Raw genomic sequence first — 25,121 nt, 5'->3', positions numbered from 1 at the left:
ACTTGCGGCGATTGAGCCTCAGGAGACTCCAGGCCTGGCCAGCCCGGTCTCGTAGGCGAGCACCACCGCCTGCACCCGGTCACGCAGGTCCAGCTTGGACAGGATCCGCCCGACGTGCGTCTTCACCGTCGCCTCGGACAGGAACAGCGTCTCGGCGATCTCCAGGTTCGAGAGGCCCTTCGCGATCAGGACGAGCACCTCGCGCTCCCGTTCGGTGAGGACGTCGAGTTCCGCCGCGTCCCGCATCGGCTTCCCGCCACCGCCGACGAATCGGTCGAGCAGGCGCCGGGTCACCGACGGCGAGACCACGGCGTCGCCCGAAGCGACCGCCCGCAGCGCCGACACCAGGTGATCCGGCTGCGTGTCCTTCAACAGGAACCCGCTCGCCCCGCCTTGCAGCGCCGAGTAGACGTACTCGTCCAGGTCGAACGTCGTCATGACGAGCACCCGTGCCGTCCCGGCTTCGACGATCCGCTTCGTCGCCTCGACCCCGTCCAGCACCGGCATCCGGACGTCCATCAGCACGACGTCCGGCCGCAGTTCCTCCGCGAGGCGGATGGCCTGGGCGCCGTCACCGGCCTCACCGACGACGTCGATGTCGGCCTGCGCGCCCAACACCATCCGGAACCCCACGCGCATCAATTCCTGGTCGTCGACGACCACCACTCGGATCACGTCGCCAACCTAACCGGGAGCCTCGCGTGCACCTGCCACCCTCCACCGGGAGCGGGTCCGACCTCCAGCGTGCCGCCGAAGACGTTCGCCCGCTCCCTCATTCCGATCAATCCGTTCCCGCCGGGGACCGTGAGTTTCCGCGGTCCGGACGGCGCGGCGTGTGACGCCGTCTTCGTGGCGGCGGGCACCAGCTGTTTCGCGCGGCCCGCGCCGTCGTCGGTGACCCGCACGTCGATCACGTCCTTCTCCCGGCGCACCAGCACCTCCGCCTGCGCACCCTGCCCGGCGTGTTTCAGCGTGTTCGTCAGCGACTCCTGGACGATCCGGTACACGCCGAGCGAGACACCCGCGGGCAGCCCGGCCAGCGCGTCCGCGCCGATCGCCAGCGTCACCGGCACCCCGGCCTGCCGGATCCGGTCCGCGAGGTCGGTCAGCGCGCTGGCGTCCGGCTGCGGCACGCGCGGCTCGTCGTCACCGTCACTGCGGAGCACGTCCAACAGCCGTCTCAGTTCGGCGAGCGCGCCGCGGCCGGTCTCCGAAATCGTCTGCAAAGCCCGTTTCGCCATCTCGGGATTCCCGTCGACCGCGTAGGACGCGCCGTCGGCCTGCACGACCATCACGCTCACCGCGTGCGCGACCACGTCGTGCAGCTCACGGGCGATCCGGCCGCGTTCTTCGCCGACGGCGATCCTGGTCGCCTGGTCCCGTTCCGTTTCCAGTAGATGCAACCTGGCTTCCACCTCCTCGTGATAGGCGCGCCTCGCGCCGGCGAACTCGCCGAGCGTCCAGCACAGTGCGGTGGAGAAGACACCGATGATCACCAGTACCCAGAAGTCCTCGGGCGGGTCGACCCACAGCTGGACCGCCGACGTGACGAGGGTCGCCAGCAGGTACAGCAGCCCCTGTTTGCGCCCGACGTACACCAGCACCGAGTAGATGCTGATCATCACCCCGAACGCGCTGGCCGCGCCCAGCTCCAGCGCGCCGTGCGGGATGCTGATCGCCATCACCAGGTACGCCGACCACAGCGTCGCCTTCCGCCGGAAGACCAGCGGGGCGACCATGGCGATGTCCAGCGGTACCACCACGTACCACGGGCTCATCGGGATCTCCGGCGTCTCGACCGCGGCCACGTAGAACAGCATGTCGGTCATCAGCAGGACGACGGCGATGAAACTGTCCCCGGCCATGGGGTGGGCACGCATCCAGAGGCTTAACCGTCGCACCTGGTAACACTATGTCGGCCCCGGCCGTTCGCGCGTCGGTCGCCGGTACCACCTTCGGTGCGACCCGAGGATGAGCGGCATGGCACGATTCGAGTCGGCAAACTCGGCGACTGGGAGGGGGCGGGTGTCGTGACGTCAGCGACGGAGCAGGGGCGTCTGGCCGGCCCGCTGTCGATGTCGGTGGCGAACCTCTGCCACCGCTTGCAGCCGCAGGTGTCCGCGCGGACCGCGGCCGGCTTCGCCGAGGTGCTGCGCCGACTGGGCGGTCCGCTCCAGGTCGCCGTCGCCGGCCGCATCAAATCGGGGAAGTCCACGCTGGTCAACGCCCTGATCGGGCGCCGGGTCGCGCCGACCGACGTCGGTGAGTGCACCCGGCTGGTGACCCGGTTCCAGTACGGCACGGTCGACCGCGTCGAGATCGTCTTCAACGACGGCCGCAAACAGGTGCTGCCCTTCGCCGCCGACGGGATGATCCCGGCCGAGCTCGGCATCGACATCGACAAGGTCTCGCATATCGAGGCATACCTCACCAACGCGGTCTTGCAGGGCATGACCGTCATCGACACCCCGGGTCTCGGGTCGCTCGACGCCGCGTCGGTGTCGCGGACCGAGCAGCTGCTGGGCGCGGCGAAGCACCGCAAGCCCGAAGATGACGAAGAAGAGAACGAAGAGGGCTCCGACGAGCTGGACGACACCTCGCGCAACGCCGTCGCGGGCGCCGAGGCCGTGCTCTACGTGGTCACACAGGGCGTGCGCGCCGACGACCAGCAGGCGCTGGCCGCGTTCACCGCCGCGACCGCGAGCCGCGAGGCCGGTCCGGTCAACGCGATCGCGGTGCTCAACAAGGCCGACACCATCGCGCCGGAATCGGTCGAAGGCTCGGGCGGCGACGTGTGGAAGGCCGCGACGCTGTTGTCGGAGAAGCAGGCGTCGACGCTGAAGCCCCGCGTCGCGGACGTGCTGCCGGTGATCGGGCTGATCGCGGAGTCGGCGGAGTCCGGCGGGTTCACCTCAGGCGACGCCGAGGCGCTGCGTCAACTGGCCGGGATGGACGACGACATCCTCGAGACCATGCTGATCTCGGCGGACATCTTCACCGGCTGGGACTGCGACGTCGCGGCCGGGACCAGGCTGCGGCTGCTGGAGAAACTGGACCTGTTCGGCGTCCGGTACGCCGTCGAAGCGATCCGCGCGGAGCCGGAGATCACCGCGGGTTCGCTGCGGCGGAAGCTGCTCGACGCCTCCGGACTCGAAGCCGTCCGCCAGCGGCTGAGCATCGTCTTCGCCGCCCGCGCCGACGGCATCAAGGCGGCCGCCGCGCTGGCTTCGGTCACCGCGCTGGCCCACGCGTCGGGCGACCAGGCCGAACGGCAGCGCGTCCACGACGCGATCGAGGTCCTGCTCGCCAAGCCCGAAGCGCATCAGCTCCGGCTGCTCGAAGCGCTCACGCTGGTCGCGTCCGGCGCGGTGGACATGCCCGAGGACCTGTCCGAGGAGGTCCTGCGGGTCGGGAGCAACGCCGACATCGGCGCCCAGCTCGGCAAGCCGGGCGCTCCTCGCGCCGACCTCGCCGCGCACGCCCTGGAACGCGCCGGCTGGTGGCGCTCCTTCGCCTCCTTCGGCGCGACGCCCGCCCAGAGTCGCGTCGCGCACGTCGTGCACCGGGCGTACTTCCTCATCTGGCAGCAAATCCGCGACCCCCTCGCCTGACCCCCCTCGCGACCCGGGATTGATAAACCGAGCGCTCGGTCTAATAATGGGCACCATGGAAACGATTGTCGACGAGCCCCAGTGGCTGCGCACGGCCTCCTGGCTCGGCTGCCCGCTGGCGGGTGCCGCACTCGGCTGGTTCCTCCAGTCGATCTCCGGCTGGGTGGTCTCCCTGAGCTGGGTCCCTTTCAAGGGCCCCTTCCAGCTCGTCTCGGACATCCCCCAGCCCTGGGGCGCGCTCGGCGGGATGGGCGCCGGGCTCGTCCTCGGCCTGCTGTTCGCCGCGGTCTGGGCGCACGAGCGGCTCATCGTCAAGGTGACGCCGACGCGCATCACGCTGACCTCGAAAGGCCGCAGCCGCGCCTACGAAGCACAGCTCCAGGCCGTCTTCCTCGACGGCAAGGAGCTCGTCCTGCTCGCCGCCGACGGCCGGGAGCTGGCGCGGGAGAAGGGTGACGTCGACCGCGAAGCCATCGCCAAGGCCTTCACCGAGCATGGCTATCCCTGGCACACCGAGCCACCGGCGGTGAAATGAGGACGGTCGACCCGGCCAAGTACGAGGCGAAACGCCGCGCGATCCTCGACGCCGCCACGATGTGCTTCGCCGAGAAGGGCTTCGAGAAGACCACGACGGCGGAGATCTGCCGCGCGGCGGGGATCAGCACCGGCAGCCTCTTCCACTACTTCCCGAACAAGCGCGCGGTGTTCGCGGGCATCTTCGAGCAGGACGGCGACGAGACCGCGGCCCTGCTCGCGGCCGCCGGGGAGATCGAGGACCCTTGGGAGGCCATCCTCCACATCCTCATGTACCTGTCCGAACAGCTCCTGCAACCCTTCGCGGCCAAGCTCGTCCTCGAGGTCGCCGCGCAGTGCACCCGCGACGCCGAACTGGCCGAGCTGGTCCAGGGCAACGACCGCGTCCTGCGCGACGGCCTCGTCGGTCTCGTGACCAGGGCGGTGGAGGCGGGCCGGATCGATCCCGGCATCGAGCCGAAGGCGGTGGCCAGTTGGCTCGTCGCGTTGATCGACGCGCCGCTGTCCCGCGCGATTCTGGAACCAGGCCTCGATCCGGCTGCGGAACTCGCGGTGATGAAGGTGATCCTCACCAGATTCCTTCGGCCCGTTCTGCCGATTCGGCCCCCGGGCGGCGGGGAAGTATCCGACACTGGTGAAATCTCTCCGGGCCGATCGGGAAGCCCGGGACATCAGTAACGGGGGTCGATGCGGGTGGGAGCCTGGCTGCGCAAGAAGGCCGTCGAAGAGGTGAATCCGGACGACGTGCCGACCGGTCAGATCGCGGCGGTGAACATCGCGGCGATCATCGCCGAAGTGGACGGCGGGACTTCGCCGTCCGAGGGAACCGAGGCCGCCGAACCCGCGTCGAAGACCGATGTGGAGTCCACGACCACGGGTCCGGCCGACCTCGAACAGGCTCTCGCCGACCGGCAGGCGCTGATCCAGCTCTGCCTGTACGCCCTCGACCGCGCCCGCAGCGGCGGCGTCGTCGAGCGGCTCGAACACGGCCTCGCCGGGATCGGCGTCCGTGCCCTGCGCCCGGACGGCGAGCGGTTCGACCCCGCCGTGCACGAGGCCGGCGGCGCGATCGCGGCCGAGGACCCGGCACTCGAAGGCCTGGTCGCGGAGACCGAGGTCGTCGGGTTCGCCGATCACGACCGGGTCCTGCGCGCGCCGATCGTCATCGTCTACGCGAAGAAGGCCCAGTGACCGCTCCGAGCGCGGCGGCCAACCTGCCGGCGATCGTGAAGAGCACGCGCGAACAGCTGCTCACCGTCGTCCGCGAAGCCGATCCTCAGGCCGCGAAATGGGTCGAGGACATCCGGAAGACGCGGCCGAAGAAGCCGTCGGTCGTGGTGGTCGGCGAGACCAACCGCGGCAAGAGTTCGCTCGTGAACGCGCTGCTCTCCATGCCGGGACTGTCCCCTGTGGACGCCGACGTCGCCACGGCCACGTACCTCGTCTTCGAACACGCCGGGCAGTGGTCCGCGCAGGCCTGCTATCCGGGGCAGCTGGCCCCGGTGCCGATCAACCTGAACGACCTGATCCACTGGGTCTCGGCCGCGCACGAGCTGCCGGAAGGCCAGCTCCCGCCGCGGTACGTCGAGGTCTCCGGTCCGGTCCCGCTGCTCGACCGTGTGTCCATTGTGGACACACCGGGAGTCGGCGGACTCGACTCGATGCACGGTGAACTGGCGAAGGAGGCGGCCGCGGGCGCCACCGCGCTGCTGTTCGTCGTCGACGCGTCCTCGCCGTTCACCGCGCAGGAACTGCACTTCTTGCAGGACATGGGCGAGCGCGTCGAGACAGTGCTGTTCGCGCTGACCAAGACCGACCAGTTCCGCGGCTGGCGCGAGGTCCTCGAAGCCGATCGGCGGCTGCTTGCCGAGCACGCTCCCCGGTTCGCCGACGCGGTGTTCCATCCGGTGTCCGCGCGCATGTTCGAGACGGCGGCCAAGGCGCCGAACGAGCAGATGGCCATGATGCTGCGAGAGAAGGCGGGCATCGCCGCGCTCCAGGGCGCGTTGCAGGAGAAGCTGGTCGGCCGCTCCGCGATGCTGGGCGAGGCCAACACTCTGCGCGCGCTGTCGAGCGCGCTCGCGGAACTCAAGGCGAAGGCACAGGCGGAGAGCCGCGCGCTGTCCGCCGGCGAGGCCGAGGCGGAACAGTTGCGCCAGCGCCGCGACGACCTGAGCACCGAACGCCGGTCTTCGACGCGGGGCTGGCAGCTGAAACTGCGCGCGGAGATCCAGCGGACCCGCGTCGAGGTCGGGCACGAGACCAGCAGGCAGATGCGTGACGCGTCGACCCATTTCCGGCAGCGGATCGACGGCGCGAAGCGTGACGAACTCGCCGCGCTGCCCCAGCAGGTCGACATCGCACTGCAGACGACGTCGCAGCGGATCTCGATGCTGCTTTCCCAGCGGCTCAACCAGGTCACCAACGTCGCGCTTTCGGAGCTGTTCTCGGCCGAGGAGCTCGACATCATCCGCGGCCAGTTCGCCAGGGCCGGCGGCCCGCCGGTCGTGCTGCGCCCGCCGGACAAGAAGCCGCCGACGGCCGAAGACAAACTGCTCATCTTCATGGGTGTTTCCGGCGGTCTCGGCGCCGGGAAGGTCGCCGCGCTGCCACTGGCGGGCGTCGCGATCCTGAACCCGGTGATCCTGCCGGCCACGATCATCATCGGCCTCGGCGCGGGCTGGTGGATGGCGCGGACCCGCAAGCACGCGTCGGACAAGCAGCATATGAAGCAATGGCTGGTCGAGGCGATCGCCGACGCGCGGTCCACGTTGGACCAGCTCGTCGCGGAGCAGCTGATCGAGGCCGAACAGCAGCTGTCGATGGCGCTCGACGAAGCCCTCGGCCGCCGCATCGACGCGATCGAGGCGGAGCTGAAGGAAGTCGACAAGACGATCAAGATGGGCGCGCAGGAACGGGCGAAGAAGATCTCGGTCGTCGCGAAGCGTTTGAAGGACGTCTCCGACGGCCGCGACCGCGCGGAGACTCTTCTCGGTCGCATTCGGTCACTGCGCGACGCCTGACCAGGGTGGTCGTGTTGTGGACCGGAACCGAACGGGCCTACGGTGAGTCTTAAGCTTCGACACACCAGCAGGTCAACGAGGGGGTTATCCCATGTGGGTCGACGAGAGCGGCGGCACGGACACCGAGGCGGGCTCCACGGAGGCGGTCACGGTCCACGTTGACGGCGAGGAGTACCAGGCCGAGCTCAACTACGACCTCGACAAGGACGGCGTGAACGACGCCGCCGTCATCCAGCACGACGACGGCACCGGCCAGGCGTTCGTGGACACCGACGGCGACGGCGAAGCCGACCAGTACGCGGTGCTCGACGAGAACGGCAAGGTCGTGCAGGAGGCCGTCTACGACGAAGCTTCCGGCGCCTGGGTCGAAGCGGGAGACAACGACGACAGCGGCAGCGACGCGGGCACCAGCGGCAGCATGCACGCCGACATGCCCGGCGGCGAGGTCGAGGTCGGCCCGCCGACGATCGACACCGATGGCGACGGGACCCCGGACACCGTCGTCGTCCAGACCGAGGACGGCCGCACGATCGCCTTCACCGACAAGGACGGCGACGGCAACGCGGACATCGCGGTCGAGACGGACGCTTCGGGCAACTCGAAGACCTACGAGCACACCGGCCCCGGGCAGTGGACCGAAACCGCCAGCGGCGTGGTCAACGAGGACATCGGCTCGGCCTTCGTGAGCACTCCGGCCGCCGGTGACGGCGACCCCGCGGGCGACGCGGCCTGGGGCGGCGCGGGCACGGAAACACTCGAAGGGGTGGCGAAGATCGATTCCGCCACCGGCCAGTGGATCAGCCCCAACTAAATCCAAGAATGGACTAAACCAAAAGCAGAGTGGTCCAGTCCATTCTTCCAGGCGAATTGATGTAATTCTGGTCACAGAACGGCCCGGTACGAGTCCTCGTACCGGGCTTTCTCGTGTCCGGTTCGCCCGGTCGCTGTGCCGTCGATCACCGGAAGAATTCCCGCGTATGGCCCATTCCGGTGATACTGAATCGATTCCCTTATCGTTCTTGTGAGAGAACCGACAGGTCAGCTCTCGGTTACCTGCCGGTCATCCGGCTACTCTCGGGGAATCCCAAAACCTGCACACCGGTCTTCCCACCGGTGTGCGAAGCCATTCGGTCGCCGGCACTGAAGCCCGCATCGGAACAGCGTCGTTCCCGATGTGGGCTTCTGCCGTCGGAAGTCAGGAGTAGAGATGACCGCAGTCGCCATCCCCGGACTGGAAAAAGCGCCGACGACGCACAGCGGCGTGCTGTCCTGGGTCCGGGAGGTCGCCGAACTGACCACTCCGGACCGCGTGGTGTGGGTCGACGGGTCCGACGAAGAGGCCGCCCGGATCAACGCCGAGCTGGTCTCCGCCGGCACGTTCGTGCAGCTCGACGCGAAACCCAACTCGTACTGGGCCGCCTCCGACCCGAATGACGTCGCCCGTGTCGAAGAGCGCACCTTCATCTGTTCGGAGAACGAATCCGACGCCGGTCCCACCAACAACTGGATGGACCCGGCCGAGATGAAGGCCACGATGACCGAGCTGTACCGCGGGTGCATGCGCGGCCGGACGATGTACGTGATCCCGTTCTGCATGGGTCCCCTCGGAGCCGAGGACCCGAAGCTCGGCGTCGAGATCACCGACTTCGCCTACGTCGTCGCCTCCATGCGCGTGATGACCCGCGCCGGCAAGGCCGCGCTGGACAAGTTCGTCACCGAGGACGGCACCGAGCGCGAGTTCGTCCCGGCGCTGCACTCCGTCGGCGCCCCGCTGGAGCCGGGCCAGAAGGACGTCTCCTGGCCGTGCAACCCCACCAAGTACATCTCGCACTTCCCGGAGAGCCGCGAGATCTGGAGCTACGGTTCCGGCTACGGCGGCAACTCGCTGCTCGGCAAGAAGTGCTACTCGCTGCGCATCGGCTCGGTCATCGCCCGTGACGAGGGCTGGCTGGCCGAGCACATGCTGATCCTGAAGCTGATCTCGCCGGAGAACAAGGTCCACTACGTCGCGGCGGCGTTCCCGAGCGCCTGCGGCAAGACCAACCTCGCCATGCTCCAGCCGACCATCCCCGGCTGGCGTGCCGAGACCCTCGGCGACGACATCGCGTGGATGCGGTTCGGCGAGGACGGCCGCCTGTACGCGGTGAACCCCGAGTTCGGCTTCTTCGGCGTCGCGCCGGGCACCGACTGGCACACCAACCCCAACGCGATGCGCACCATCGAAAAGGGCAACACGGTCTATACGAACGTCGCGCTCACCGACGACGGCGACATCTGGTGGGAAGGCATGGGCGAGAAGCCCGCGCACGCCACCTCCTGGAAGAAGCAGGACTGGACGCCGGAGTCGGAAGAGAAGGCCGCGCACCCGAACTCGCGCTACTGCACGCCGATGTCGCAGTGCCCGATCCTCGCGGACGAGTGGGACGACCCGCGGGGTGTGCCGATCTCGGCGATCCTGTTCGGCGGCCGTCGCAAGACCACGGTCCCGCTGGTGAACGAGGCCCGCGACTGGCGGCACGGCGTGTTCATGGGCGCCACCATGTCGTCGGAGACCACCGCGGCCGCCGCCGGCGCGGTCGGCAACGTGCGCCGCGACCCGATGGCCATGCTGCCGTTCCTCGGCTACCACGCCGGTGACTACTTCAAGCACTGGCTGGACCTCGGCAAGAACGCCGACGCCGACAAGCTGCCGAAAATCTTCTACGTCAACTGGTTCCGCCGCGGCGACGACGGCCGTTTCCTGTGGCCGGGATTCGGCGAGAACTCGCGGATCCTGAAGTGGGTCATCGACCGCGTCGAGGGCAAGGGCAACGCGAACGAGACGCCGGTCGGCTTCGTGCCGAACGCCGAGGACCTCGACACCGACGGCCTCAAGGAGCCGCTGGCCGACATCCAGGCCGCGCTTGCTGTCTCGGCCGACGAGTGGCGCCAGGAACTGCCGCTCATCGAGGAGTGGTTCGACAAGATCGGCGACAAGGTCCCGTCGTCGCTGCGTGACGAACTGGACGCGCTGAAGCAGCGTCTCGGCTGATCACCCCGAACGAGTCGAAGGCCTCATCCTCACGGTCATTCCTGAGGATGAGGCCTTCGTCTTTCCCGCTTGGGTAACGTGGCCGCATGGTCAAATTCGGCGTCAACATGGTCGTCCCGGAGACCCGAGCGGCGTGGGTCGAGAAGTGCCGGAAGGCCGAAGAACTCGGTTTCGATGTCATCGGCGCGGCCGATCACCTCGGCCTGGCGCCGCCGTTCCCCGCCTTGGTGCTCGCCGCCGAGGTCACGAGCCGCGTGCGGCTCAACACCTTCGTCATCAACACCGCGTTCTACAACCCGGTGCTGCTCGCCCGTGACGTGACCGGCACGGACCGGTTCACCGAGGGCAGGCTGGAACTCGGCCTGGGGGCAGGCTATGTGAAAGCCGAATTCGAAGCGGCGGGCATGGAGTTCCCCCGCGCCGGAAAGCGCGTGGACCACCTCGAACACACCATCAAAGAACTCAAACGGCTTTACGCGGACGAAAACCACAAACCGGAGACCGTGCAGAAACCGGGCCCGCCGCTGATGATCGCCGGTCGCGGGGACAGGTTGCTCACCCTCGCCGCCGAACACGCCGACATCATCGGGTTCACCGGCACGGCCGCCGTTCCCGACGGCGGCGCACTCGTTCTCGACGACGCCGCCGGGATCGAAGAACGGGTGAACTTCGTCCGCGGGAAACTGAACGGCCGCGAAGCCGAATTCAACCTCCTCCCGCATTTCGTTTCCGTGGTCGACGACCGGCGGACGGGGCTGGAAGACCTGCGCGAACTGCTGGAGGGCGCACTCACCGTCGACCAGCTCGCCGAACTGCCGACGGCTCTGGTCGGCACCCACGAACAGATCGCCGAGCAGCTCCTGGCGCATCGCGAACGGTTCGGCTTCACCTATTTCACCGTGCTGGAGCACAACATGGACGCGCTCGCGCCGGTGATCGAGTTGTTGCGCGGCCGATGATCGACGTACGCGGGCTCGGCGTCCGAGCCGGGGAACACAGCTTGTTCGACGGCCTCGATTTCGAGGTCGAATCGGGTGAATGCGCGGTCATCGTCGGCCCGAACGGGGTCGGGAAATCGACCTTGCTGAGGTGTCTTTACGGAACGCAGACGCCGCAGCGGGGCCGGGTCGTCGTCGCGGGTGTGAAACCCGACGAACGGGACCTTTCCTTCCGCCGCAAGGTTTCCGTCCTGTTCGACGATTCCGATTTCTTCGCCGAACTGACTCCCCTCCAGCATCTCGAACTGCTGGAGGGTTCGTTCGGAGCCGACCTCGGCGATTTCAGCGCGTTGCTGGCGGACGCGGGTCTTTCCGAACGGGCCAAGGTCACCGCGGGCAAGTTCTCCGCCGGGCAGCGCCGCCGACTGCTGCTCCTCGGCGCGACGGCGCGGCCGCACGACGTCCTGCTGCTCGACGAGCCCGAACGGGCGCTCGACGTCGCCGGGAAGGAATGGCTGACGTCGTTGATCGCGCGTTCGACCAAGGCCGGGGCCGCCGTCGTCGTGGCCACGCACCATCCCCCGCTGCTCGAAGCGGCCGACTCGACCCTCGAGTTGTGGTGAGCACGAAAGCCCCCACGCACGTCCCGGGACGGCAGCGATTCGGTGGGCTGTTCAGCGGGGACTACCAGACTTTCCTGGCACTGTTCGGTTTCGGCGCGCTGTTCACCGCGTTCGAGAACCTGCCGAAGCTACGATCGATCCTTTTCGGACAGTCCGATGTGGACTTTCCGGCGGTGTTCGGCCTCCTGATCGTGCTGTGCGCGATCTTCTGGCGCGGCCTGCTGCGTCGCGGCTTCGTCTGGGCCGAACCGGCGGCGCTCACGTGGATGGACTTCGCGGGCGTCGACAGGCGCCGCGTCGTCGTGAAGCGAATGTGGACGCTTTGGCTCGGGCTGGTCGTGGTGGTCGGCTACACCGGGGCTCTGGTCACCGCGATCGGCGGCGGCTCGCGGGACGTGTGGATCGCGATGTCGGCACTGACCGCCTCCGGGGCGATCCTGGCCGCCGTCACCGCGCGGCGGACGGCGATCCACGGTGAGACGGTGGCGCCGATCGTGCTCGCGGTGGCCGGGCTGGCGGTGGCGGCCGCCGGGCTGGGCCCGATGGCGGTCGAGGTGCTGGCCGGTGCGCTGTTCGTCGTGGCGGTGGCGGTGGCCTTCGGCGGTGAGCCGGTGTCCGGCCTCGGGCGCCAGGAACTCGTTGACGGCTGGAACGCGCGGATTCTGCGGGCGATGGCCGCGGTCTTCATGGACCCGATGCTGCTGATCCCGGAATCGAGGCCGGTGCCGTGGCTGTCGCTACGGAGGCCGACGACGCTGCGGCTCGCGTGGGCGGGCGTGCTCGGCCGGTCGCGCTACGCCGCGGCCAGTGTGGTGATCGCGTGCCTGGTCGGGGCCGGGCACCTGGCGTTCCCGGCCGTCCCGGTGGCGCCGCTGTTCGCGCTCGGCGCGTACGCGGCGCTCGTGCCGTTCGTCGGCGGGCTCGGCGAACTGTGGCGCAACCCCGGCCGCAAGCGGTGGCTCGGCACGTCCGACTGGGAGTTGCGGCTGGTCAACGGCCTGATGACTGCCGTGCTCGGGCTCGGGTGGGGGGCGCTGCTCGGCCTGGTGACGCTGACGCTCGGGGTGACCCCGGCCTGGCCGGTATGGCTCGCGATCCCGCTCGCCGTCGTCGCCGCGCTGCGGACGGCGACCCGGCCGCCGATGAACTACGACGTCAGCGGCGGCGCCGCCGGGATACAGGCGCTGCGAGGCGTCGACGTGCTGGTCTTCGGGTCGGTGCTGCTGTCCGTGCTCGTCTGAGGTCACCCGCTCGCGCGTTCGGATCAGTCGAATACCCCGAACGCGGGTTACCCTCGATGCGACGAAAGGAGCACGAGTGGGCGGCGGGCACGCACCGGGAAACGGGCAGCGGGCGACCAGCGAGTTCCCCGCGGGTTGGACCGACGAGCAGATCATCGCGGTCGTCAAGGACGTCGCTAACGATCCGAGCGAACCCCGCCGCAGACAGTACAACGGCCGCTGGCGTTGCACGGGCGAGCGGTACGGCGTGCACGTGATTGTGCTGGTCGAGGACGACGGCAACGTCAAAACCGGCTATCCGGTGGCGGGCCCCGGCGTGGTCCGCAATCCCGACACCGCGGCCGACCCGGCGAACCCGACCGTCGAGGACCTCGCCGCGGGCCGCATCAGCTTCTTCGGCGAGAGCCTGCTCGACCAGATCGCCGACCGTCTCGCGCCGGACGTCCTGGCCTTCTACCGCACCCTGCACTGGTCGGGTGAGTGGGAGGAACTGGCCGACGTCCTCATCGCGCACGCGGTGAACGAGAACCTGCGGCTCGGCGTGGACGAATTCGCCACCCTGGAAAGCCTGCTGAACAGCTTCGACCTGCCGATCGACGGCTTCCTCTACCTGAACGACCGGGCACACACCCTGGCCACCCTGCGGCCCTAACTCGCTTCGGCGACCTCTTCGGCGCCGCCCTCGGTGGCGGCCCGAAGCGCGTCCAGCGGCAGCCCGACGGCGTCCGCGATCGCCGCCACCGTGAAGAAGGCGGGCGTCGGGATCCGGCCGGTCTCGATCTTCCGGAGCGTCTCCACCGAGATCCCGGCCTCCGCGGCGACCTCGACCATGCTTCGCGACGCCGACGCGCGGGCGTCCCGGAGCGCCAGCCCCAGCCGCTCGCCACGTTCGCGTTCCTCGTTCGTCAACGGCACTCGCACCATGGACCCAATACTAATACCGGCCCAGCCAGGCGTGGGGTTCCGTCACGTGTCGTCCGCCTGAACACGCGTGTCGTCCGCCTGAACACGCGTGTCGTCCGCCTGAACACGCGTGTCGTCCATCCCATCACGCGAAACCGCCATCCCTACGCCGGCGAGAAACGGTTGGCTCCACCGTGCCCTTCAACTCACGACCTCCACCGAGTTACCCCCAGCCTGTGGACAACTCTGTGCACAGGTCTGTGGACCGCGAAAAAAAGGGCCCCGCCGAGCCGGAACTCGACGGGGCCACAATCCCTAGGGGCTTCAGCCGCCCGCGGGCACCGGAAGTGGGAGTCCGGGGAGGCTCTGGTCGTTCGGCACCTTGCCGTCGACGAGGAAGTCCTCCACGACCTTGTCCACACCCGCGTTGCCGCCGGCGTAGATGCCGTGGTCGCCTTCACCGGTCACCGTGATCATCCGCGAGCCGGCGAACGCGCGGTGCGCACGGGTCGCGCCCTCGATCGGGGTCGCGGGGTCGTGCACCGACTGGACGATCAGCACCGGCGGGACACCGCGGCCGTCGAGCTTCGGCAGGTCGACCGGCTTGTTCTTCCAGAAGATGCACGGCTGGATCAGCCAGCCGGCGCCGAGCAGCGGCAGGTCGCGGTCGATCAGCTTCTGCGACTGGCGGATGACGCTCTGCCGGTTGCCGGTCCACTTGCCCTCGTTGCAGGGGATGGTCCAGAAGCTGGCGTTGTAGGAGTCGCCGTCGGTCGGGACGAACAGCGGCTGCGGGCCGATGACGCCGTCGCCGTCCACCGTCTCCGCCTTGACCTTCTGCGCGGCCGAGGCCTTCTGCTGCTGGGTGCCGGTGCCCTCGGTCAGCGTCTTCAGGTTGACCAGGTAGTCGGCCAGTGCCGGGAAGTTGCGCTTCGAGTAGAGGTACCCCGCGATGGTCGAGTCGAGGGCGTTGGCCGAAACCGGGACGCCGTCCACCTCGACAGGGTTCTGCGTCAGCGCGAAGCGGACCTTCTCGTAGGTCTGGCGCGCGGCCTCACCGTTCTTGCCGAAGCCGTAGACCTTGTCGTACTTGCCGATCCACGCCAGGAAGTCCTGACGCCAGCGGCGCTCGAAGCCGAGCGGCTGTCCGTCGAACGAGTTCTGCCAGGAGGTGGTGAACTCGGCCGCCGAGTCGAGCAGGAACTTGCCGGTCCGGGTGGGGTACTGCTGCGCGTAGTGCGCGCCCATCCAGGTGCCTGCCGAGTAACCGACCCAGTTGATCTTGTCGCGGCCCAGGAGGACGCGCAGCAGGTCGATGTCGCGGATGGTCTGGGCGGTGTTGATGAGCGGGCCCAGTTCGCCGGACTTCACCTGGCAGGAGTCCGCTGCGTACTTGGTGGCGTCCAGGATCAGGTTGAGGTTCGCCCGGCTGCGGTCGCGCGGGTCGAGGTCGGAGCCGGTGCCGATCGCGTTGCCGCAGGTGATGTTGGTGCTCTTGCCGGTGCCGCGCGGGTCGAAACCGACGATCTCCTGGTTCACGCGCAGCTTCGTCTGGTTACGCAGACGGGCCGGGAAGTTGAGGCCAGGGGCGCCGGGGCCACCCGGGTTGGTGATGACGCTGGCCGTCGCGTTGCCGCTGGTGGCGGCGAGGCGGCTGACGGCGATCGTCAGGTCGATGTTTTCGTTCGGCTTGTACCAGTTACGCGGTGCGCGGTAGGTCGCGCACTCGATGTTCTCGGCCCCCGGAGGCGATGCGGACGGCAGTTCGTTCGCCGTGCACTTGTGCCAGCCCAGCTTCTGGCTCGCGTACTGCGCCGGAATGTTGGTGGAGTTCAGAGGCTGCTGCTTGGCCGCCTCCGGTCCTGCGAACGCAGGAGTGAACCCGGCCAGCATGGTGCCGGCGACTGCCGGGATCACCACCGCATAGCGGAGTTTCGTCATCCGATGCCCCTTTGATCTTGCGTGCGAAGTTCCTGTTCGCGACTTGCGGCTATTGATATCCGGCGGGGACTCCGGCGGCAACCGCCCTTCGTCGTATAGGGCGTCGCTGATCAAATCGATATCAGGCACGCGTGACCCGGGCGGGACAGGGTTTGATCAGCGGGCGGAGCCCTCCGTCGAGGGTGGGGGCGGGGGGCATGGATGGACTAGGGTCATCGGGTCCATCCGCCGGTTTCGGGAGTGTTAAGTGAGGTCCGATGGCGTCAGGTAAGGCAGACGGAAAGGTGAGGGGTTTCCAGTTCAGCCTCTGGAACCTCCTGCTGGTCATCCCGTTGCTGGTGCTGATCACGTCCTTGTTCAATACGGACGGCCCCCGGCTGTTCGGGATGCCGTTCTTCTACTGGTTCCAATTCGTGTTCGTCGCCGTCGGCGTCCTGTGCACCGGGATCGTCTACGCGATGACGAGGGACAAGCCGACCAGTCACCGTCCCGACCGGCTGTCCGTGGACGAACTCGACGAGGGGGACGTCAAGTGAGCGACATCCAGTGGCCGGAGCTGATCATCTTCACGATCCTCTTCGCGGTGGTCACCGTCCTCGGCTTCGTCGCCTCGCGCTGGAAGGCGGGCAACACTCTCGACCATCTGGACGAATGGGGCCTCGGCGGCCGCAAGTTCGGATCGTGGATCACCTGGTTCCTGCTCGGCGGTGACCTCTACACGGCTTACACCTTCGTGGCCGTCCCCGCGTTGATGTTCAGCGCCGGCGCGATGGGCATGTTCGCGCTGCCGTACACGATCATCGTGTATCCGATCGTGCTGATGCCCGCGCTGCGCATGTGGTCGGTCTCCCGCGTCCGCGGCTACGTCACGCCCGCCGACTTCGTCCGCGGCCGGTTCGGTTCGCCGACGCTGGCGCTGCTGATCGCGATCACCGGCATCATCGCGACGATGCCGTACATCGCGTTGCAGCTCGTCGGCCTCGAAGCGGTGCTGCGGACCATGGGCATCAACGGCTCCGGCATCGTCGGTCACCTGCCGCTGCTGGTCGCCTTCATCATCCTGGCGGTCTACACGTACCAGTCCGGCCTGCGCGCGCCCGCGCTGATCGCGTTCGTCAAGGACATCCTGATCTACCTCGTGATCATCGTGGCGATCATCTACCTGCCCTCGAAGCTCGGCGGCTGGTCGGCGATCTTCGACGCGGCCGACGCGAAGTTCGACAAGACGCAGAATCCGGCGGACGGCATCCTGCTCACCACCAACAACCAGTTGCAGTACGCCACGCTGGCGCTCGGCTCGGCGCTCGCGCTGTTCCTGTACCCGCATTCGCTCACCAGCGTGCTCGCCTCGCGCGGCCGCAGCGTGATCAAGCGGAACATGGTCGCGCTCCCGGCGTACTCGCTGGTCCTCGGCCTGCTGGCGCTGCTCGGTTACGTGGCGATCAGTGCCTCGGTCTCGCCGATCACCAACAACGCCACCGGCAAACCCGACACGAACACCGTCGTCCCGGTGCTGTTCGACTCGCAGTTCTCGTCGTGGTTCGCGGGTATCGCGTTCGCCGCGATCGGGATCGGCGCGCTGGTGCCCGCGGCGATCATGTCGATCGCGGCGGCGAACCTGTGGACCCGCAACATCTACAAGGAGTACATCAAGAAGAACGCGACGCCGGGCGAAGAGGCGAAGCAGGCCAAGCTCGCTTCGCTGATCGTGAAGTTCGGCGCGGTGGCGTTCATCCTGTTCATCGACCCGCAGTTCTCGATCGACCTGCAACTCATCGGCGGGGTGCTGATCCTGCAGACGCTGCCGGCGGTGGCGATCTCGCTCTACACGCGCTGGTTCCACCGCTGGGGCCTGATCGCGGGCTGGATCGTCGGCATCGGGTGGGGCCTGATCATGCTCTACAACATCCCGAACGCGGCGACCGGCAAGTCGCACTTCGGCGGCTCGGCGCTGTCGATGGGCAACCTGTCGATCTTCGGCTGGCACCCGTTCAGCGGCTCACAGCTGCAGATCTACGTCGGATTCGTGGCGCTGGTGGCGAACCTGCTGATCGCGGTGGTCTTCACGGTGGTCGCGCGGCAGATGAAGGTCTTCAACGGCACGGACGACACCGCGCCCGAGGACTACCACGCCGACGAACACGACAAGGATCTCCGCGAAATCGGCGTCCACTAGGTCTCAGGTGAGCGAAGGGGCCGCGTCCTACTTGGGCGCGGCCTCTTTCTTTGAATGTCGCAGCGTCGCCGCGGTCGCCACCAGGTAGAGGACGAGACCGTTCAGCAGGTGCCAGACGAAGTGCGTTCCGGCGGAGAAGTTCCCGCACACGGTGTGGTCGGCCGTCCGGAACGAAAGGGACGCCCCGAACACTCCCGCTGCGATGGCGAAGCGCCTTCGATGCTCACCCTTGAGGATGATCGCGAAGACCACGAGCCCGATCAGCGCGGAGAGGTACAGCCCGCCGCCCAGCGAGGCGACGATCGCGGTGAACGCGAGGAACACCGGGATGCCGAGCCAGGAGACCTTGCGGCTCGCGCCGAAGAACAGATGCGGGAACATCGCGGCGTAGTACAGGACGAACACCAGGATGAAGCCGGTGTCGGCGGCCGCGGACCAGCGGGTGGCGAGCAGATGGAACGCCGTGCTGCCGAGGAACACCAGTCCGATGAGGACTCCGAACACGCGTCCCTTCGGTTGCCGCCAGACGGCGATCGCGGCGACCAGGAACGCGAGGTTGCCGATGCTGTTCAGCGGTTCGCCCCAGAGGCCGGGGGCGAGGCGTTCGCAATAGCCGTCAACGTACGCGTTCCAGTTCACTACTCCAGATAACCCTGTCCGCGTGAACTTCGGGTGTCGCAGGCGGCCAGGCGCCGGGTGAGGAAGCGGCGCCGCGGTTCCGAACAGGGCAGCGCGAGCGCCCGCCGGTAGTGGACGGCGGCGCGCACCGGGTCGTCGGCGCGCAACCAGAGCGCGCCGAGGACGGCGGGCAACAGGGTGTAGTCCGGCAGGTCGGCTTCGATGGCTTCGAGTTCCGCGATCCCGGCAGCGGCGCCGTCCACCATGGACAGGGCGATCGCGCGGTTCAGCCGCGCCACCGGCGACGGGCGCAGCGCCAGCAGATCGTCGTAGAGCCCGACGATACGGCGCCAGTCCGGCGGTGCATCCGTGCTGTGGCACAGCGCGATCGCCGCTTCGACGTGGTATGCCGACATCTCCGGCCCTGAGCACGCCCACTCGAACAGGCGCGTTCCCTCGGCGATCATCGTGTGCTCCCAGCGGTCGCGATCCTGCTCGTCAAGCAGCAGCAGGTCGCCGTCCCGGTCGACCCGCGCGGGCAGCCTGCTCGCCTGAAGGAGCATCAGCGCGACCAGCGCCCGGACCTTCGGCAAGTCCGTCTTCGGCTCGTCGAGCAACAGCCGTCCGAGCCGGATCGCCTCACCGCACAGTTCGCCGCGGACCGCGACCTCGCCGGTCGTCGTGTCGTAACCCTCGTTGAACAACAGGTAGAGCACGGCCAGCACACTGTCCACTCTGGACTCCAGCGCGTCCGGGCCGGGAAGGGTGAGCGGTTTCCCCGACTCCCGCAGCCACTTCTTCGCCCGCACGAGCCGCTGCGCGACCGTCGCCGGTTTCGTCAGCAACGCCGCCGCGATCTCGTTCACCCCGAGCCCGCCGACGGTCTTCAACGTCAGCGCCACCTGCGAAACCGTCGGCAGCGCGGGATGGCAGCACAGCAGCATCAGCACGAGTTCGTCGTCCGTGCGCCGGTCGACCTCGAAAACGTCGAGTTCCGCGAGCCGCGGCAGCAGGGCCCGCAGGGTCCGTTCGCGACGGACGACGTCCATCGCCCGGTTTCGCGCGGCCCGGAACAGCCAGCCCCGCGGGTTGTCCGGCACCCCGCATTGGGGCCAGGTGCGCAAGGCCTGTTCCAGCGCGTCGGCGACCGCCTCCTCGGCGAGGTCCAGCCGCTCGGGGCCGAGCGCCCTGGCCAGCGTGGCGACGATCCGCCCGGCACTGTGCCGGAACAGGTGTTCCACCACGCCGGCCGGGCGGCTCATGACGGCCCGGCGCCGTCCACCGCGATCGTCATCAGTCCTCGCAACCGCGGTCGCCGACCTTGCGCACCTCGATCGGCCCGAACTCCAGATGCGGATGCGTCGCGAAGATCTTCTCCGCCTGGTCGAGATCCTCGGCCTCGATGACCTGATAGCCGCCGACGATCTCGGTGGCCTCGGTGTGCGGCCCGTCGGTCGCGCCGACCTCGCCGCCGGAACCACGCAGCACCCGGCCGCTCTTCGACAGCCCGCCGCCGCCGACGAACCGGCCTTCCTTCGTGCGCTCGTCAGCCCAGTTCAGGTAGTTCTCGAGCGCACGTTGGGCCTCGTCGGGGCCGAGGTGGTCGTGCGAATCCGTGGTCGCGCGGATGAATCCGATGTAGTGGGGCATGGCGTCCTCCCTAAGGATCGATGGTCCCTAGACGAGCGAGCGCGCCGCGAATCGACACCGTTGCTCACAGTTCCAATCGCCAGGTCTGCCCGGTCAGTTCGTAGCCGAAGCCGGCGATCGTCTCTTCGCTCGCCAGCTGGAAGCCTGCCTTCCGGTAGATCCCCCTCGCCGCGTCCAGCAGCGAGACCGTCCAGAGCTCCATCGCCTGATAGCCCGACCCCCTGGCGAACTCGACGCACTCGGCGACCAGGCGTTTTCCGACCCCGCGTCCCCGTGCGGCCGGTTCGAGGAGCAGCATCCGCAGCTTCGCGGTGACGCCGTCTTCGGCGGGCATGCAGAAGACGCTGCCGACGCGCTCTCCGTGGAGTTCGGCGATCCAGCCTGCCTGGCGAGGCTCGCCGCGTTTGTCGACGTAGTCCGCGACGACGCGGGCGACGAGGGCTTCGAAGCGTTCGTCCCAGCCGTGCTCGCGGGAGTAGAGGGCGCCATGGCGGTGGACCACCCAGCCGAAGTCACCCGGTCGTGGTGGGCGGAGGACCAGCGTGGAGTCCGAAGCGCGCTCACCGACCAGCGACGTGATCGTGCCCATCGCGCCAAGCAGGCGCTGTTGCTCGTCGTCGGCGAACCGGCCGAGCAGCGAGCCGATGCGGTCGACTGAGCGCGCGTCGAGGACGGCGAACGCGTTCCGGCCGGCCTCGGTGAGCCGGATGACCTGGCGGCGGGCGTCTTCGTCGCTGCGCTCGCGTGTGAGGAGACCGCGGCCTTCGAGCCTGCCGAGCAGCCTGCTCGCGTAACCGGCGTCGAGGTGGAGACGTTTGCGCAGGTCGGTGACCTGGGTCGGATCCTGTTGCGCGAGTTCGAAGATGACCCTGGCTTCGCTCAGGGTGTATTCGGCGTCGGCCGGTCCTTCGTCGAGGACGCCGATCACGCCGGTGTACAGGCGGTTGAAGGCCCGGACAGTCGCCACCCGGTCCGCTGAATTGTTCATTTGACCACCTCAACAGATTCGTTGACGAAGTCAAACATTACGGCGTGAAGCGGGCAAGAGCTTTCCGGACCCGGACATATGGAAACCCCGTGATGCTGCCAGGTCGGGGGTCCGCCAGCATCACGGGGTCGTAGTGGGTATCGACGCGGCGTTCCGCGTCGTTACACCTCGCGCACTATGTGTCGTAGGTCACTCGAATGGGCGACATCTACAACGGTTGTTGTCAGATCAGCGCATGTGCGTGTGACGCGCCTGGGAGATAGCGATGAGTTCCTGACGAACGGTCGCGGTGGCCGCGGTGTCGATCGCCCGGTTCAGGGCCCGGCGAGTGCGAGCCTCGGCGCGACGGGCACGGAGCTTGGCGGCGATGTTGTTCATCGGTTTAAGTCATCCCCTTGAGGGTCTTGAGTCTCGGTGGCTGTGTCTCTAGTATGCACTCTTTTTCACAAGGAAGCCAACGATTATCCGGTGACTTGGCACACTTACCGATGAATCATCGGCAACGGGCAGGAAAATCCGGAGAGATTTGGTGGCGCCGGTCACTTTTTGGTAACGCCAGGGATCGCTGGCGTTCACGGGATACTGAGGAAGAGACCGCGATGAAGCCAACGGTAGAGGTCTCTACCGCTTTCTAGTGATCGCGCTATAGAGCGCCAGAGAGGCTTAGTCCCGGCCGAGCAGGTAGTGGCCGAAGTGCGGGACGGTGAACGCGATGTGCCCGCGCTCGGCCGAATACACGAGGCCCTTCTTCATCAGGCTGTCCCGCGCCGGAGACAGTGACGAAGGCTTCCGCCCCAGGTAAACGGCCACATCGGCGGTCCCCGCCGCCTCGTCGCGGCCCTGCGTCAGCTCGGCCATCGCGATCAGGTACTCGCGTTCGGCAGGCGTCGCGCGCTCGTAGCGGGAGCCGAAGAAGCCGACCGCCAGTTCCGATTCCGCCTCCGGGGCCGCGACCTGGACGTCCTTCACGGTGATCGGATCGGCGGGGGCGGCGTCCCAGGCGGCCTTGCCGTACGCCTGGATGAAGTACGGGTAGCCACCGGACGCGTCGAACAGCGCGTCCAACGCCTCCGGTTCGATCCCCGCGTCCTCGCGTTCGATGGGTGCCATCACCGCGAGATCGGCGTCTTCGCGCTCCAGCCTGTCGATGCGCGCGTAGCGGAAGAGGCGCTCCGAGTACGACTTCGACGCCGAAAGCACGGCAGGCACGTGCGGGAGGCCGGCGCCGACCACGACCAGCGGCGCCCCGGACTGGGAGAGTTCATGGCAGGCGGCGCAGAGCGCGGAGACGTCCTCGGGCAGCAGGTCCTGGATCTCGTCGATCAGCAGCGCGACGCCGGTGCCGACGTCCGCGGCCAGTTCGGCGACCTCGGTGAACAACTCGACCAGGTCGATCTCGATGTCGCCGGAATCGGCCCGGCCCTGCGCGGCCGGCACGTCGATACCGGGCTGCCAGCGATCGCGGAGCTTGGCGTCCGGTTTGTTGGCGCGCAGCGCGAACGCCTTGAGCACGCCGAGCACCTGCTCGACCCGGTCCGGCGCGCGGTGGCGCACGGCGAGGTCGCGGATCGCGCGGTGCAACGCGGCCGAAAGCGGCCGCCGGAGTTCGGTGTCGGGGCGGGCTTCGATCTTGCCCGCGCCCCAGCCGTGCTTGATGGCCTTGGACCGCAGCTCGCCCAGCAGCACGGTCTTCCCGACGCCACGCAGGCCGGTCAGCATCAGGCTGCGCTCCGGTCTCCCGCGTGCGACCCGTTCGAGGACGACCTCGAAGGCCTGGAGCTCACGCATACGACCGGCCAGCTCGGGCGGCCGTTGACCGGCGCCCGGCGCGAAGGGGTTGCGGATGGGATCCACTCTCGCACGCTATCGGCGTTTCTAGCCTTGAGCCGATATTCCGCCATAGAAGGGTAGGCGTGTCGTGGCGGGTTACTCCGAGTAGACGGGTCTGCAGCCCCGCCCCTCGTTCTTACTCACTCAGGTTTCGCTCGGCGTATACCGCCATCGCGTCACGGATGTACTCCGCGGTGCCCATGCCGTGCTTCTCGTCGTACTGCCCGTAGCGCGGGTCGTCGACATAAAGCTGTCCGAGACCGGCGAAGTAGCCCTTCGAGACGCCCCGCACGGCCGGTCGAAGCCACTCGTACAGCCGCTGCGTGATCGCCTGAGCCTCGTCACCGTCGACAGGCAGGCCCTTGGCGCGGGCCTCGCCGAAGGCGACCGCGATGTCCTTCTGTTCCTGCTGGTGCGCCTTCTTGTCCTCGGCGCTCAGCGACTTCCACCAGCGGTCACCCTGCTTGTAGGCGTCGGCGCCCCAGCGTTCGGTCACCTCCTTTTCGTACTTCGTGTGGTCGAAGCCGTCGAACACTTCCGCTGCCATCAGTTGTTCACCTCTCTCTGTCTTCTTCAAGGTCGTTCTGACCGATTCGATCTGCCGTCCGAGCCGCTGGCGCTCCTGCTCCAGCCACTTCAGGTGCGTGCGCAGCGCCGCCGTCGTGTCCTGCTCGCCTTCGAGTACTTCGCCGATCGCGGGCAGGCTCAGCCCGAGTTCGCGAAGCAGCAGGATCCGTTGCAGCCGCACCAGCGCGCCCTGGTCGTAGTAGCGGTATCCGTTGCCTCCCACCCGGCTCGGTTCGAGCAGGCCGATGTCGCCGTAGTGGCGCAGCGTGCGGCTCGTGGTTCCGGCCGAGCGGGCGATGTCCTGGATCGACCACTCCTTCTCGTTCGGCATGTCCACGAAGGTAGAGGTTGACGTTGCGTCAAAGTCAATCGCCATTAACCCGACCGTGGCATGGTTCACGAATGAAGACATTCGCGCTGGTCATGGCCGCTGCGCTGACCCTGGGCACGGCCGGGGTCGCCGACGCGCAGCCGCGTCGCGCCTTCGACATCCAGGCCCACCGTGGCGGGCTCGGCCTCACCGTCGAAAGCACGCTCGCGTCGTTCGGCAAGGCGATGGAGCTGGGGGTGACCACGCTCGAACTCGACATCCAGATCACCAAGGACGGCCGCGAGGTGATCACCCACGACCGCAAGACGACCCCGGCGAAGTGTCGCGACACCGCGCCCGCGACGCCTGGCGACCCGGCGTACCCGTACGTCGGGAAATACGTCAAGGATTTGACGTTCGCGCAGGTCCGCACGCTGGACTGCGGGTCGATTCGGCAGCCCGCACACCCTGGCCAGACCTTGTCCCCCGGCGCCAAGATGCCGACGCTCGCCGAGTTGTTCCGCCTCGCGCGTGACCACCGCGCCTGGGGCGCCAAGTTCAACATCGAGACCAAGGTCGAGGCCGCCGCTCCGCAGGAGACGGCGCCGCGCGAGCAGTTCGTCCACCGGGTGGTGCGCGAGATCCTGTTCTCCGGATTCGCGCACAACGTCACCGTCCAGAGCTTCGACTGGGGCACGCTGATGCTGCTGCGCGAGGTCGCGCCATGGATCCCGACGGTCGCGCTGACCCAGCCGGAGTTCCTCCAGGCCGGGCAGCCGGGCAAGTCGCCGTGGCTCGGCGGGCTCGACATCGACGACTTCGGCGGCAGCCCCGTCCGCGCGGTGAAGTCGTTCGGCGCGAGCGCGCTCTCGCCGGTGCACGGCAACCCGCAGGGCGGCAAGGTCGGCGACCCCGACTACCGGCCGTTCACGACCAAGGCGCTGGTCAGCGAGGCACATCGCGCCGGGATCAAGGTCGTGCCGTGGACGATCGACGACCCGGCCACCATGCACAAGCTCGTCGACGACGGCGTCGACGGTCTCATCACCGACTATCCGGACAGGCTGCGGAAGGTCGCGGCGGACCGCGGCTTCAAGCTGCCGCGGGCGTATCCGGCCCGCTAACGGAATCTACGGC

General features: G+C 68.1%; 25 protein-coding genes. 14 read left to right on the top strand and 11 right to left on the bottom strand.

From position 1 onward, the window contains the following. Positions 1-18: 18 nt before the first annotated feature. Both BS329_RS06850 and BS329_RS06845 read right to left on the bottom strand, forming a co-directional pair. Entirely contained in the window at positions 19-675 is a 657-nt protein-coding gene (locus BS329_RS06850) for a response regulator (protein WP_037307422.1), read from the bottom strand. Beyond that, positions 672-1,880: a sensor histidine kinase gene (locus BS329_RS06845; RefSeq protein ID WP_425266352.1), complete on the bottom strand. Its 1,209-nt coding sequence runs from the start codon at positions 1,878-1,880 to the stop codon at positions 672-674. The genes BS329_RS06850 and BS329_RS06845 overlap by 4 nt, the downstream gene beginning before the upstream one ends. Before the next feature lie 195 nt (positions 1,881-2,075). Here BS329_RS06845 and BS329_RS06840 point away from each other — a divergent pair, with 195 nt between their 5' ends. The 11 genes from BS329_RS06840 to BS329_RS06790 all read left to right on the top strand — a co-directional run bounded on the left by BS329_RS06840 (position 2,076) and on the right by BS329_RS06790 (position 13,653). After that, entirely contained in the window at positions 2,076-3,611 is a 1,536-nt protein-coding gene (locus tag BS329_RS06840; protein ID WP_143252914.1) for a dynamin family protein, read from the top strand. A gap of 55 nt (positions 3,612-3,666) precedes the next feature. Beyond that, the gene (locus tag BS329_RS06835; protein WP_076156975.1) at positions 3,667-4,146 is read left to right on the top strand and encodes a YqeB family protein; all 480 of its coding nucleotides are present in this window, start codon (positions 3,667-3,669) and stop codon (positions 4,144-4,146) included. After that, complete coding sequence (locus tag BS329_RS06830) at positions 4,143-4,823, top strand: TetR/AcrR family transcriptional regulator (RefSeq protein ID WP_076156652.1); 681 nt, start codon at positions 4,143-4,145, stop codon at positions 4,821-4,823. Before BS329_RS06835 ends, BS329_RS06830 begins: the two co-directional genes overlap by 4 nt. Positions 4,824-4,832: 9 nt before the next feature. After that, a complete protein-coding gene (gene grpE, locus BS329_RS06825; protein WP_208619156.1) occupies positions 4,833-5,336 on the top strand; it encodes a nucleotide exchange factor GrpE in 504 nt (167 codons plus the stop codon). Beyond that, positions 5,333-7,168: a dynamin family protein gene (locus BS329_RS06820; RefSeq protein ID WP_076156649.1), complete on the top strand. Its 1,836-nt coding sequence runs from the start codon at positions 5,333-5,335 to the stop codon at positions 7,166-7,168. The genes grpE and BS329_RS06820 overlap by 4 nt, the downstream gene beginning before the upstream one ends. A 91-nt stretch (positions 7,169-7,259) precedes the next feature. Next, positions 7,260-7,979, top strand: coding sequence for a DUF6802 family protein (locus BS329_RS06815; protein ID WP_076156647.1), 720 nt, complete (start codon positions 7,260-7,262; stop codon positions 7,977-7,979). A gap of 396 nt (positions 7,980-8,375) precedes the next feature. Further along, the gene (locus tag BS329_RS06810; protein ID WP_076156644.1) at positions 8,376-10,199 is read left to right on the top strand and encodes a phosphoenolpyruvate carboxykinase (GTP); all 1,824 of its coding nucleotides are present in this window, start codon (positions 8,376-8,378) and stop codon (positions 10,197-10,199) included. A gap of 86 nt (positions 10,200-10,285) precedes the next feature. After that, complete coding sequence (locus BS329_RS06805) at positions 10,286-11,158, top strand: LLM class F420-dependent oxidoreductase (protein ID WP_143252881.1); 873 nt, start codon at positions 10,286-10,288, stop codon at positions 11,156-11,158. After that, complete coding sequence (locus BS329_RS06800) at positions 11,155-11,760, top strand: ABC transporter ATP-binding protein (RefSeq protein ID WP_076156641.1); 606 nt, start codon at positions 11,155-11,157, stop codon at positions 11,758-11,760. Before BS329_RS06805 ends, BS329_RS06800 begins: the two co-directional genes overlap by 4 nt. Then, complete coding sequence (locus BS329_RS06795; RefSeq protein WP_076156639.1) at positions 11,754-13,001, top strand: DUF6297 family protein; 1,248 nt, start codon at positions 11,754-11,756, stop codon at positions 12,999-13,001. Before BS329_RS06800 ends, BS329_RS06795 begins: the two co-directional genes overlap by 7 nt. A 76-nt stretch (positions 13,002-13,077) precedes the next feature. After that, the gene (locus BS329_RS06790; RefSeq protein ID WP_244197045.1) at positions 13,078-13,653 is read left to right on the top strand and encodes an EndoU domain-containing protein; all 576 of its coding nucleotides are present in this window, start codon (positions 13,078-13,080) and stop codon (positions 13,651-13,653) included. Here BS329_RS06790 and BS329_RS06785 read toward each other — a convergent pair. Together BS329_RS06785 and BS329_RS06780 are read right to left on the bottom strand one after the other, a co-directional pair. Next, on the bottom strand, positions 13,650-13,925 hold the full coding sequence (locus BS329_RS06785; protein ID WP_076156633.1) for a helix-turn-helix domain-containing protein: 276 nt from the start codon (positions 13,923-13,925) through the stop codon (positions 13,650-13,652). The genes BS329_RS06790 and BS329_RS06785 overlap by 4 nt on opposite strands. Positions 13,926-14,228: 303 nt before the next feature. Next, positions 14,229-15,845 carry an alpha/beta hydrolase gene (locus BS329_RS06780; protein WP_076156631.1) on the bottom strand — a complete coding sequence of 539 codons (1,617 nt, stop codon included), beginning with the start codon at positions 15,843-15,845 and terminating at the stop codon, positions 14,229-14,231. 257 nt (positions 15,846-16,102) lie between these two features. Between BS329_RS06780 and BS329_RS06775 the strand changes: the two genes are divergently transcribed. Both BS329_RS06775 and mctP read left to right on the top strand, forming a co-directional pair. Further along, positions 16,103-16,381, top strand: a complete 279-nt coding sequence (locus tag BS329_RS06775; protein WP_076156628.1) for a DUF3311 domain-containing protein — start codon at positions 16,103-16,105, stop codon at positions 16,379-16,381. After that, on the top strand, positions 16,378-18,021 hold the full coding sequence (gene mctP, locus BS329_RS06770) for a monocarboxylate uptake permease MctP (RefSeq protein WP_076156626.1): 1,644 nt from the start codon (positions 16,378-16,380) through the stop codon (positions 18,019-18,021). Before BS329_RS06775 ends, mctP begins: the two co-directional genes overlap by 4 nt. 27 nt (positions 18,022-18,048) lie before the next feature. Here mctP and BS329_RS06765 read toward each other — a convergent pair whose 3' ends face one another. From BS329_RS06765 to BS329_RS06740, 7 genes are all read right to left on the bottom strand, one after another. After that, positions 18,049-18,660: a hypothetical protein gene (locus BS329_RS06765; RefSeq protein ID WP_076156623.1), complete on the bottom strand. Its 612-nt coding sequence runs from the start codon at positions 18,658-18,660 to the stop codon at positions 18,049-18,051. Continuing rightward, positions 18,660-19,901 carry an RNA polymerase sigma factor gene (locus BS329_RS06760; RefSeq protein ID WP_076156620.1) on the bottom strand — a complete coding sequence of 414 codons (1,242 nt, stop codon included), beginning with the start codon at positions 19,899-19,901 and terminating at the stop codon, positions 18,660-18,662. The genes BS329_RS06765 and BS329_RS06760 overlap by 1 nt, the downstream gene beginning before the upstream one ends. A 31-nt stretch (positions 19,902-19,932) precedes the next feature. After that, positions 19,933-20,289: a YciI family protein gene (locus BS329_RS06755; protein ID WP_076156618.1), complete on the bottom strand. Its 357-nt coding sequence runs from the start codon at positions 20,287-20,289 to the stop codon at positions 19,933-19,935. A 64-nt stretch (positions 20,290-20,353) separates the two neighbouring features. Beyond that, on the bottom strand, positions 20,354-21,277 hold the full coding sequence (locus BS329_RS06750) for a bifunctional helix-turn-helix transcriptional regulator/GNAT family N-acetyltransferase (RefSeq protein WP_076156615.1): 924 nt from the start codon (positions 21,275-21,277) through the stop codon (positions 20,354-20,356). A gap of 228 nt (positions 21,278-21,505) precedes the next feature. Beyond that, positions 21,506-21,655, bottom strand: coding sequence for a hypothetical protein (locus BS329_RS43800; protein WP_007032374.1), 150 nt, complete (start codon positions 21,653-21,655; stop codon positions 21,506-21,508). A 285-nt stretch (positions 21,656-21,940) separates the two neighbouring features. Next, positions 21,941-23,131 carry an ATP-binding protein gene (locus BS329_RS06745; RefSeq protein ID WP_076156613.1) on the bottom strand — a complete coding sequence of 397 codons (1,191 nt, stop codon included), beginning with the start codon at positions 23,129-23,131 and terminating at the stop codon, positions 21,941-21,943. Positions 23,132-23,243: 112 nt separating this feature from the next. Beyond that, positions 23,244-24,005 carry a MerR family transcriptional regulator gene (locus BS329_RS06740; RefSeq protein WP_076156610.1) on the bottom strand — a complete coding sequence of 254 codons (762 nt, stop codon included), beginning with the start codon at positions 24,003-24,005 and terminating at the stop codon, positions 23,244-23,246. A 71-nt stretch (positions 24,006-24,076) separates the two neighbouring features. Between BS329_RS06740 and BS329_RS06735 the strand changes: the two genes are divergently transcribed. After that, positions 24,077-25,108 (top strand): glycerophosphodiester phosphodiesterase family protein, encoded by a 1,032-nt coding sequence (locus BS329_RS06735; RefSeq protein ID WP_076156607.1) that lies wholly within the window; start codon positions 24,077-24,079, stop codon positions 25,106-25,108. Positions 25,109-25,121: the final 13 nt, after the last annotated feature.

This window comes from Amycolatopsis coloradensis (genome assembly GCF_001953865.1).
Lineage (GTDB): Bacteria > Actinomycetota > Actinomycetes > Mycobacteriales > Pseudonocardiaceae > Amycolatopsis > Amycolatopsis coloradensis.
This window is presented reverse-complemented; position numbering and strand designations above follow the sequence as displayed.

Excerpts from the sequence above, each read along its gene's own strand:
- BS329_RS06780 (WP_076156631.1), bottom strand. The coding sequence starts at position 15,845 with ATGACGAAACTCCGCTATGCGGTGGTGATCCCGGCAGTCGCCGGCACC.
- BS329_RS06835 (WP_076156975.1), top strand. The coding sequence starts at position 3,667 with ATGGAAACGATTGTCGACGAGCCCCAGTGGCTGCGCACGGCCTCCTGG.
- BS329_RS06785 (WP_076156633.1), bottom strand. The coding sequence starts at position 13,925 with ATGGTGCGAGTGCCGTTGACGAACGAGGAACGCGAACGTGGCGAGCGG.
- BS329_RS06815 (WP_076156647.1), top strand. The coding sequence starts at position 7,260 with ATGTGGGTCGACGAGAGCGGCGGCACGGACACCGAGGCGGGCTCCACG.
- grpE (WP_208619156.1), top strand. The coding sequence starts at position 4,833 with ATGCGGGTGGGAGCCTGGCTGCGCAAGAAGGCCGTCGAAGAGGTGAAT.
- BS329_RS06805 (WP_143252881.1), top strand. The coding sequence starts at position 10,286 with ATGGTCAAATTCGGCGTCAACATGGTCGTCCCGGAGACCCGAGCGGCG.
- BS329_RS06760 (WP_076156620.1), bottom strand. The coding sequence starts at position 19,901 with ATGAGCCGCCCGGCCGGCGTGGTGGAACACCTGTTCCGGCACAGTGCC.
- BS329_RS43800 (WP_007032374.1), bottom strand. The coding sequence starts at position 21,655 with ATGAACAACATCGCCGCCAAGCTCCGTGCCCGTCGCGCCGAGGCTCGC.
- BS329_RS06775 (WP_076156628.1), top strand. The coding sequence starts at position 16,103 with ATGGCGTCAGGTAAGGCAGACGGAAAGGTGAGGGGTTTCCAGTTCAGC.
- BS329_RS06845 (WP_425266352.1), bottom strand. The coding sequence starts at position 1,880 with ATGCGTGCCCACCCCATGGCCGGGGACAGTTTCATCGCCGTCGTCCTG.
- BS329_RS06735 (WP_076156607.1), top strand. The coding sequence starts at position 24,077 with ATGAAGACATTCGCGCTGGTCATGGCCGCTGCGCTGACCCTGGGCACG.
- BS329_RS06740 (WP_076156610.1), bottom strand. The coding sequence starts at position 24,005 with ATGCCGAACGAGAAGGAGTGGTCGATCCAGGACATCGCCCGCTCGGCC.
- BS329_RS06755 (WP_076156618.1), bottom strand. The coding sequence starts at position 20,289 with ATGCCCCACTACATCGGATTCATCCGCGCGACCACGGATTCGCACGAC.
- BS329_RS06810 (WP_076156644.1), top strand. The coding sequence starts at position 8,376 with ATGACCGCAGTCGCCATCCCCGGACTGGAAAAAGCGCCGACGACGCAC.
- BS329_RS06840 (WP_143252914.1), top strand. The coding sequence starts at position 2,076 with ATGTCGGTGGCGAACCTCTGCCACCGCTTGCAGCCGCAGGTGTCCGCG.
- BS329_RS06800 (WP_076156641.1), top strand. The coding sequence starts at position 11,155 with ATGATCGACGTACGCGGGCTCGGCGTCCGAGCCGGGGAACACAGCTTG.
- BS329_RS06750 (WP_076156615.1), bottom strand. The coding sequence starts at position 21,277 with ATGAACAATTCAGCGGACCGGGTGGCGACTGTCCGGGCCTTCAACCGC.
- BS329_RS06830 (WP_076156652.1), top strand. The coding sequence starts at position 4,143 with ATGAGGACGGTCGACCCGGCCAAGTACGAGGCGAAACGCCGCGCGATC.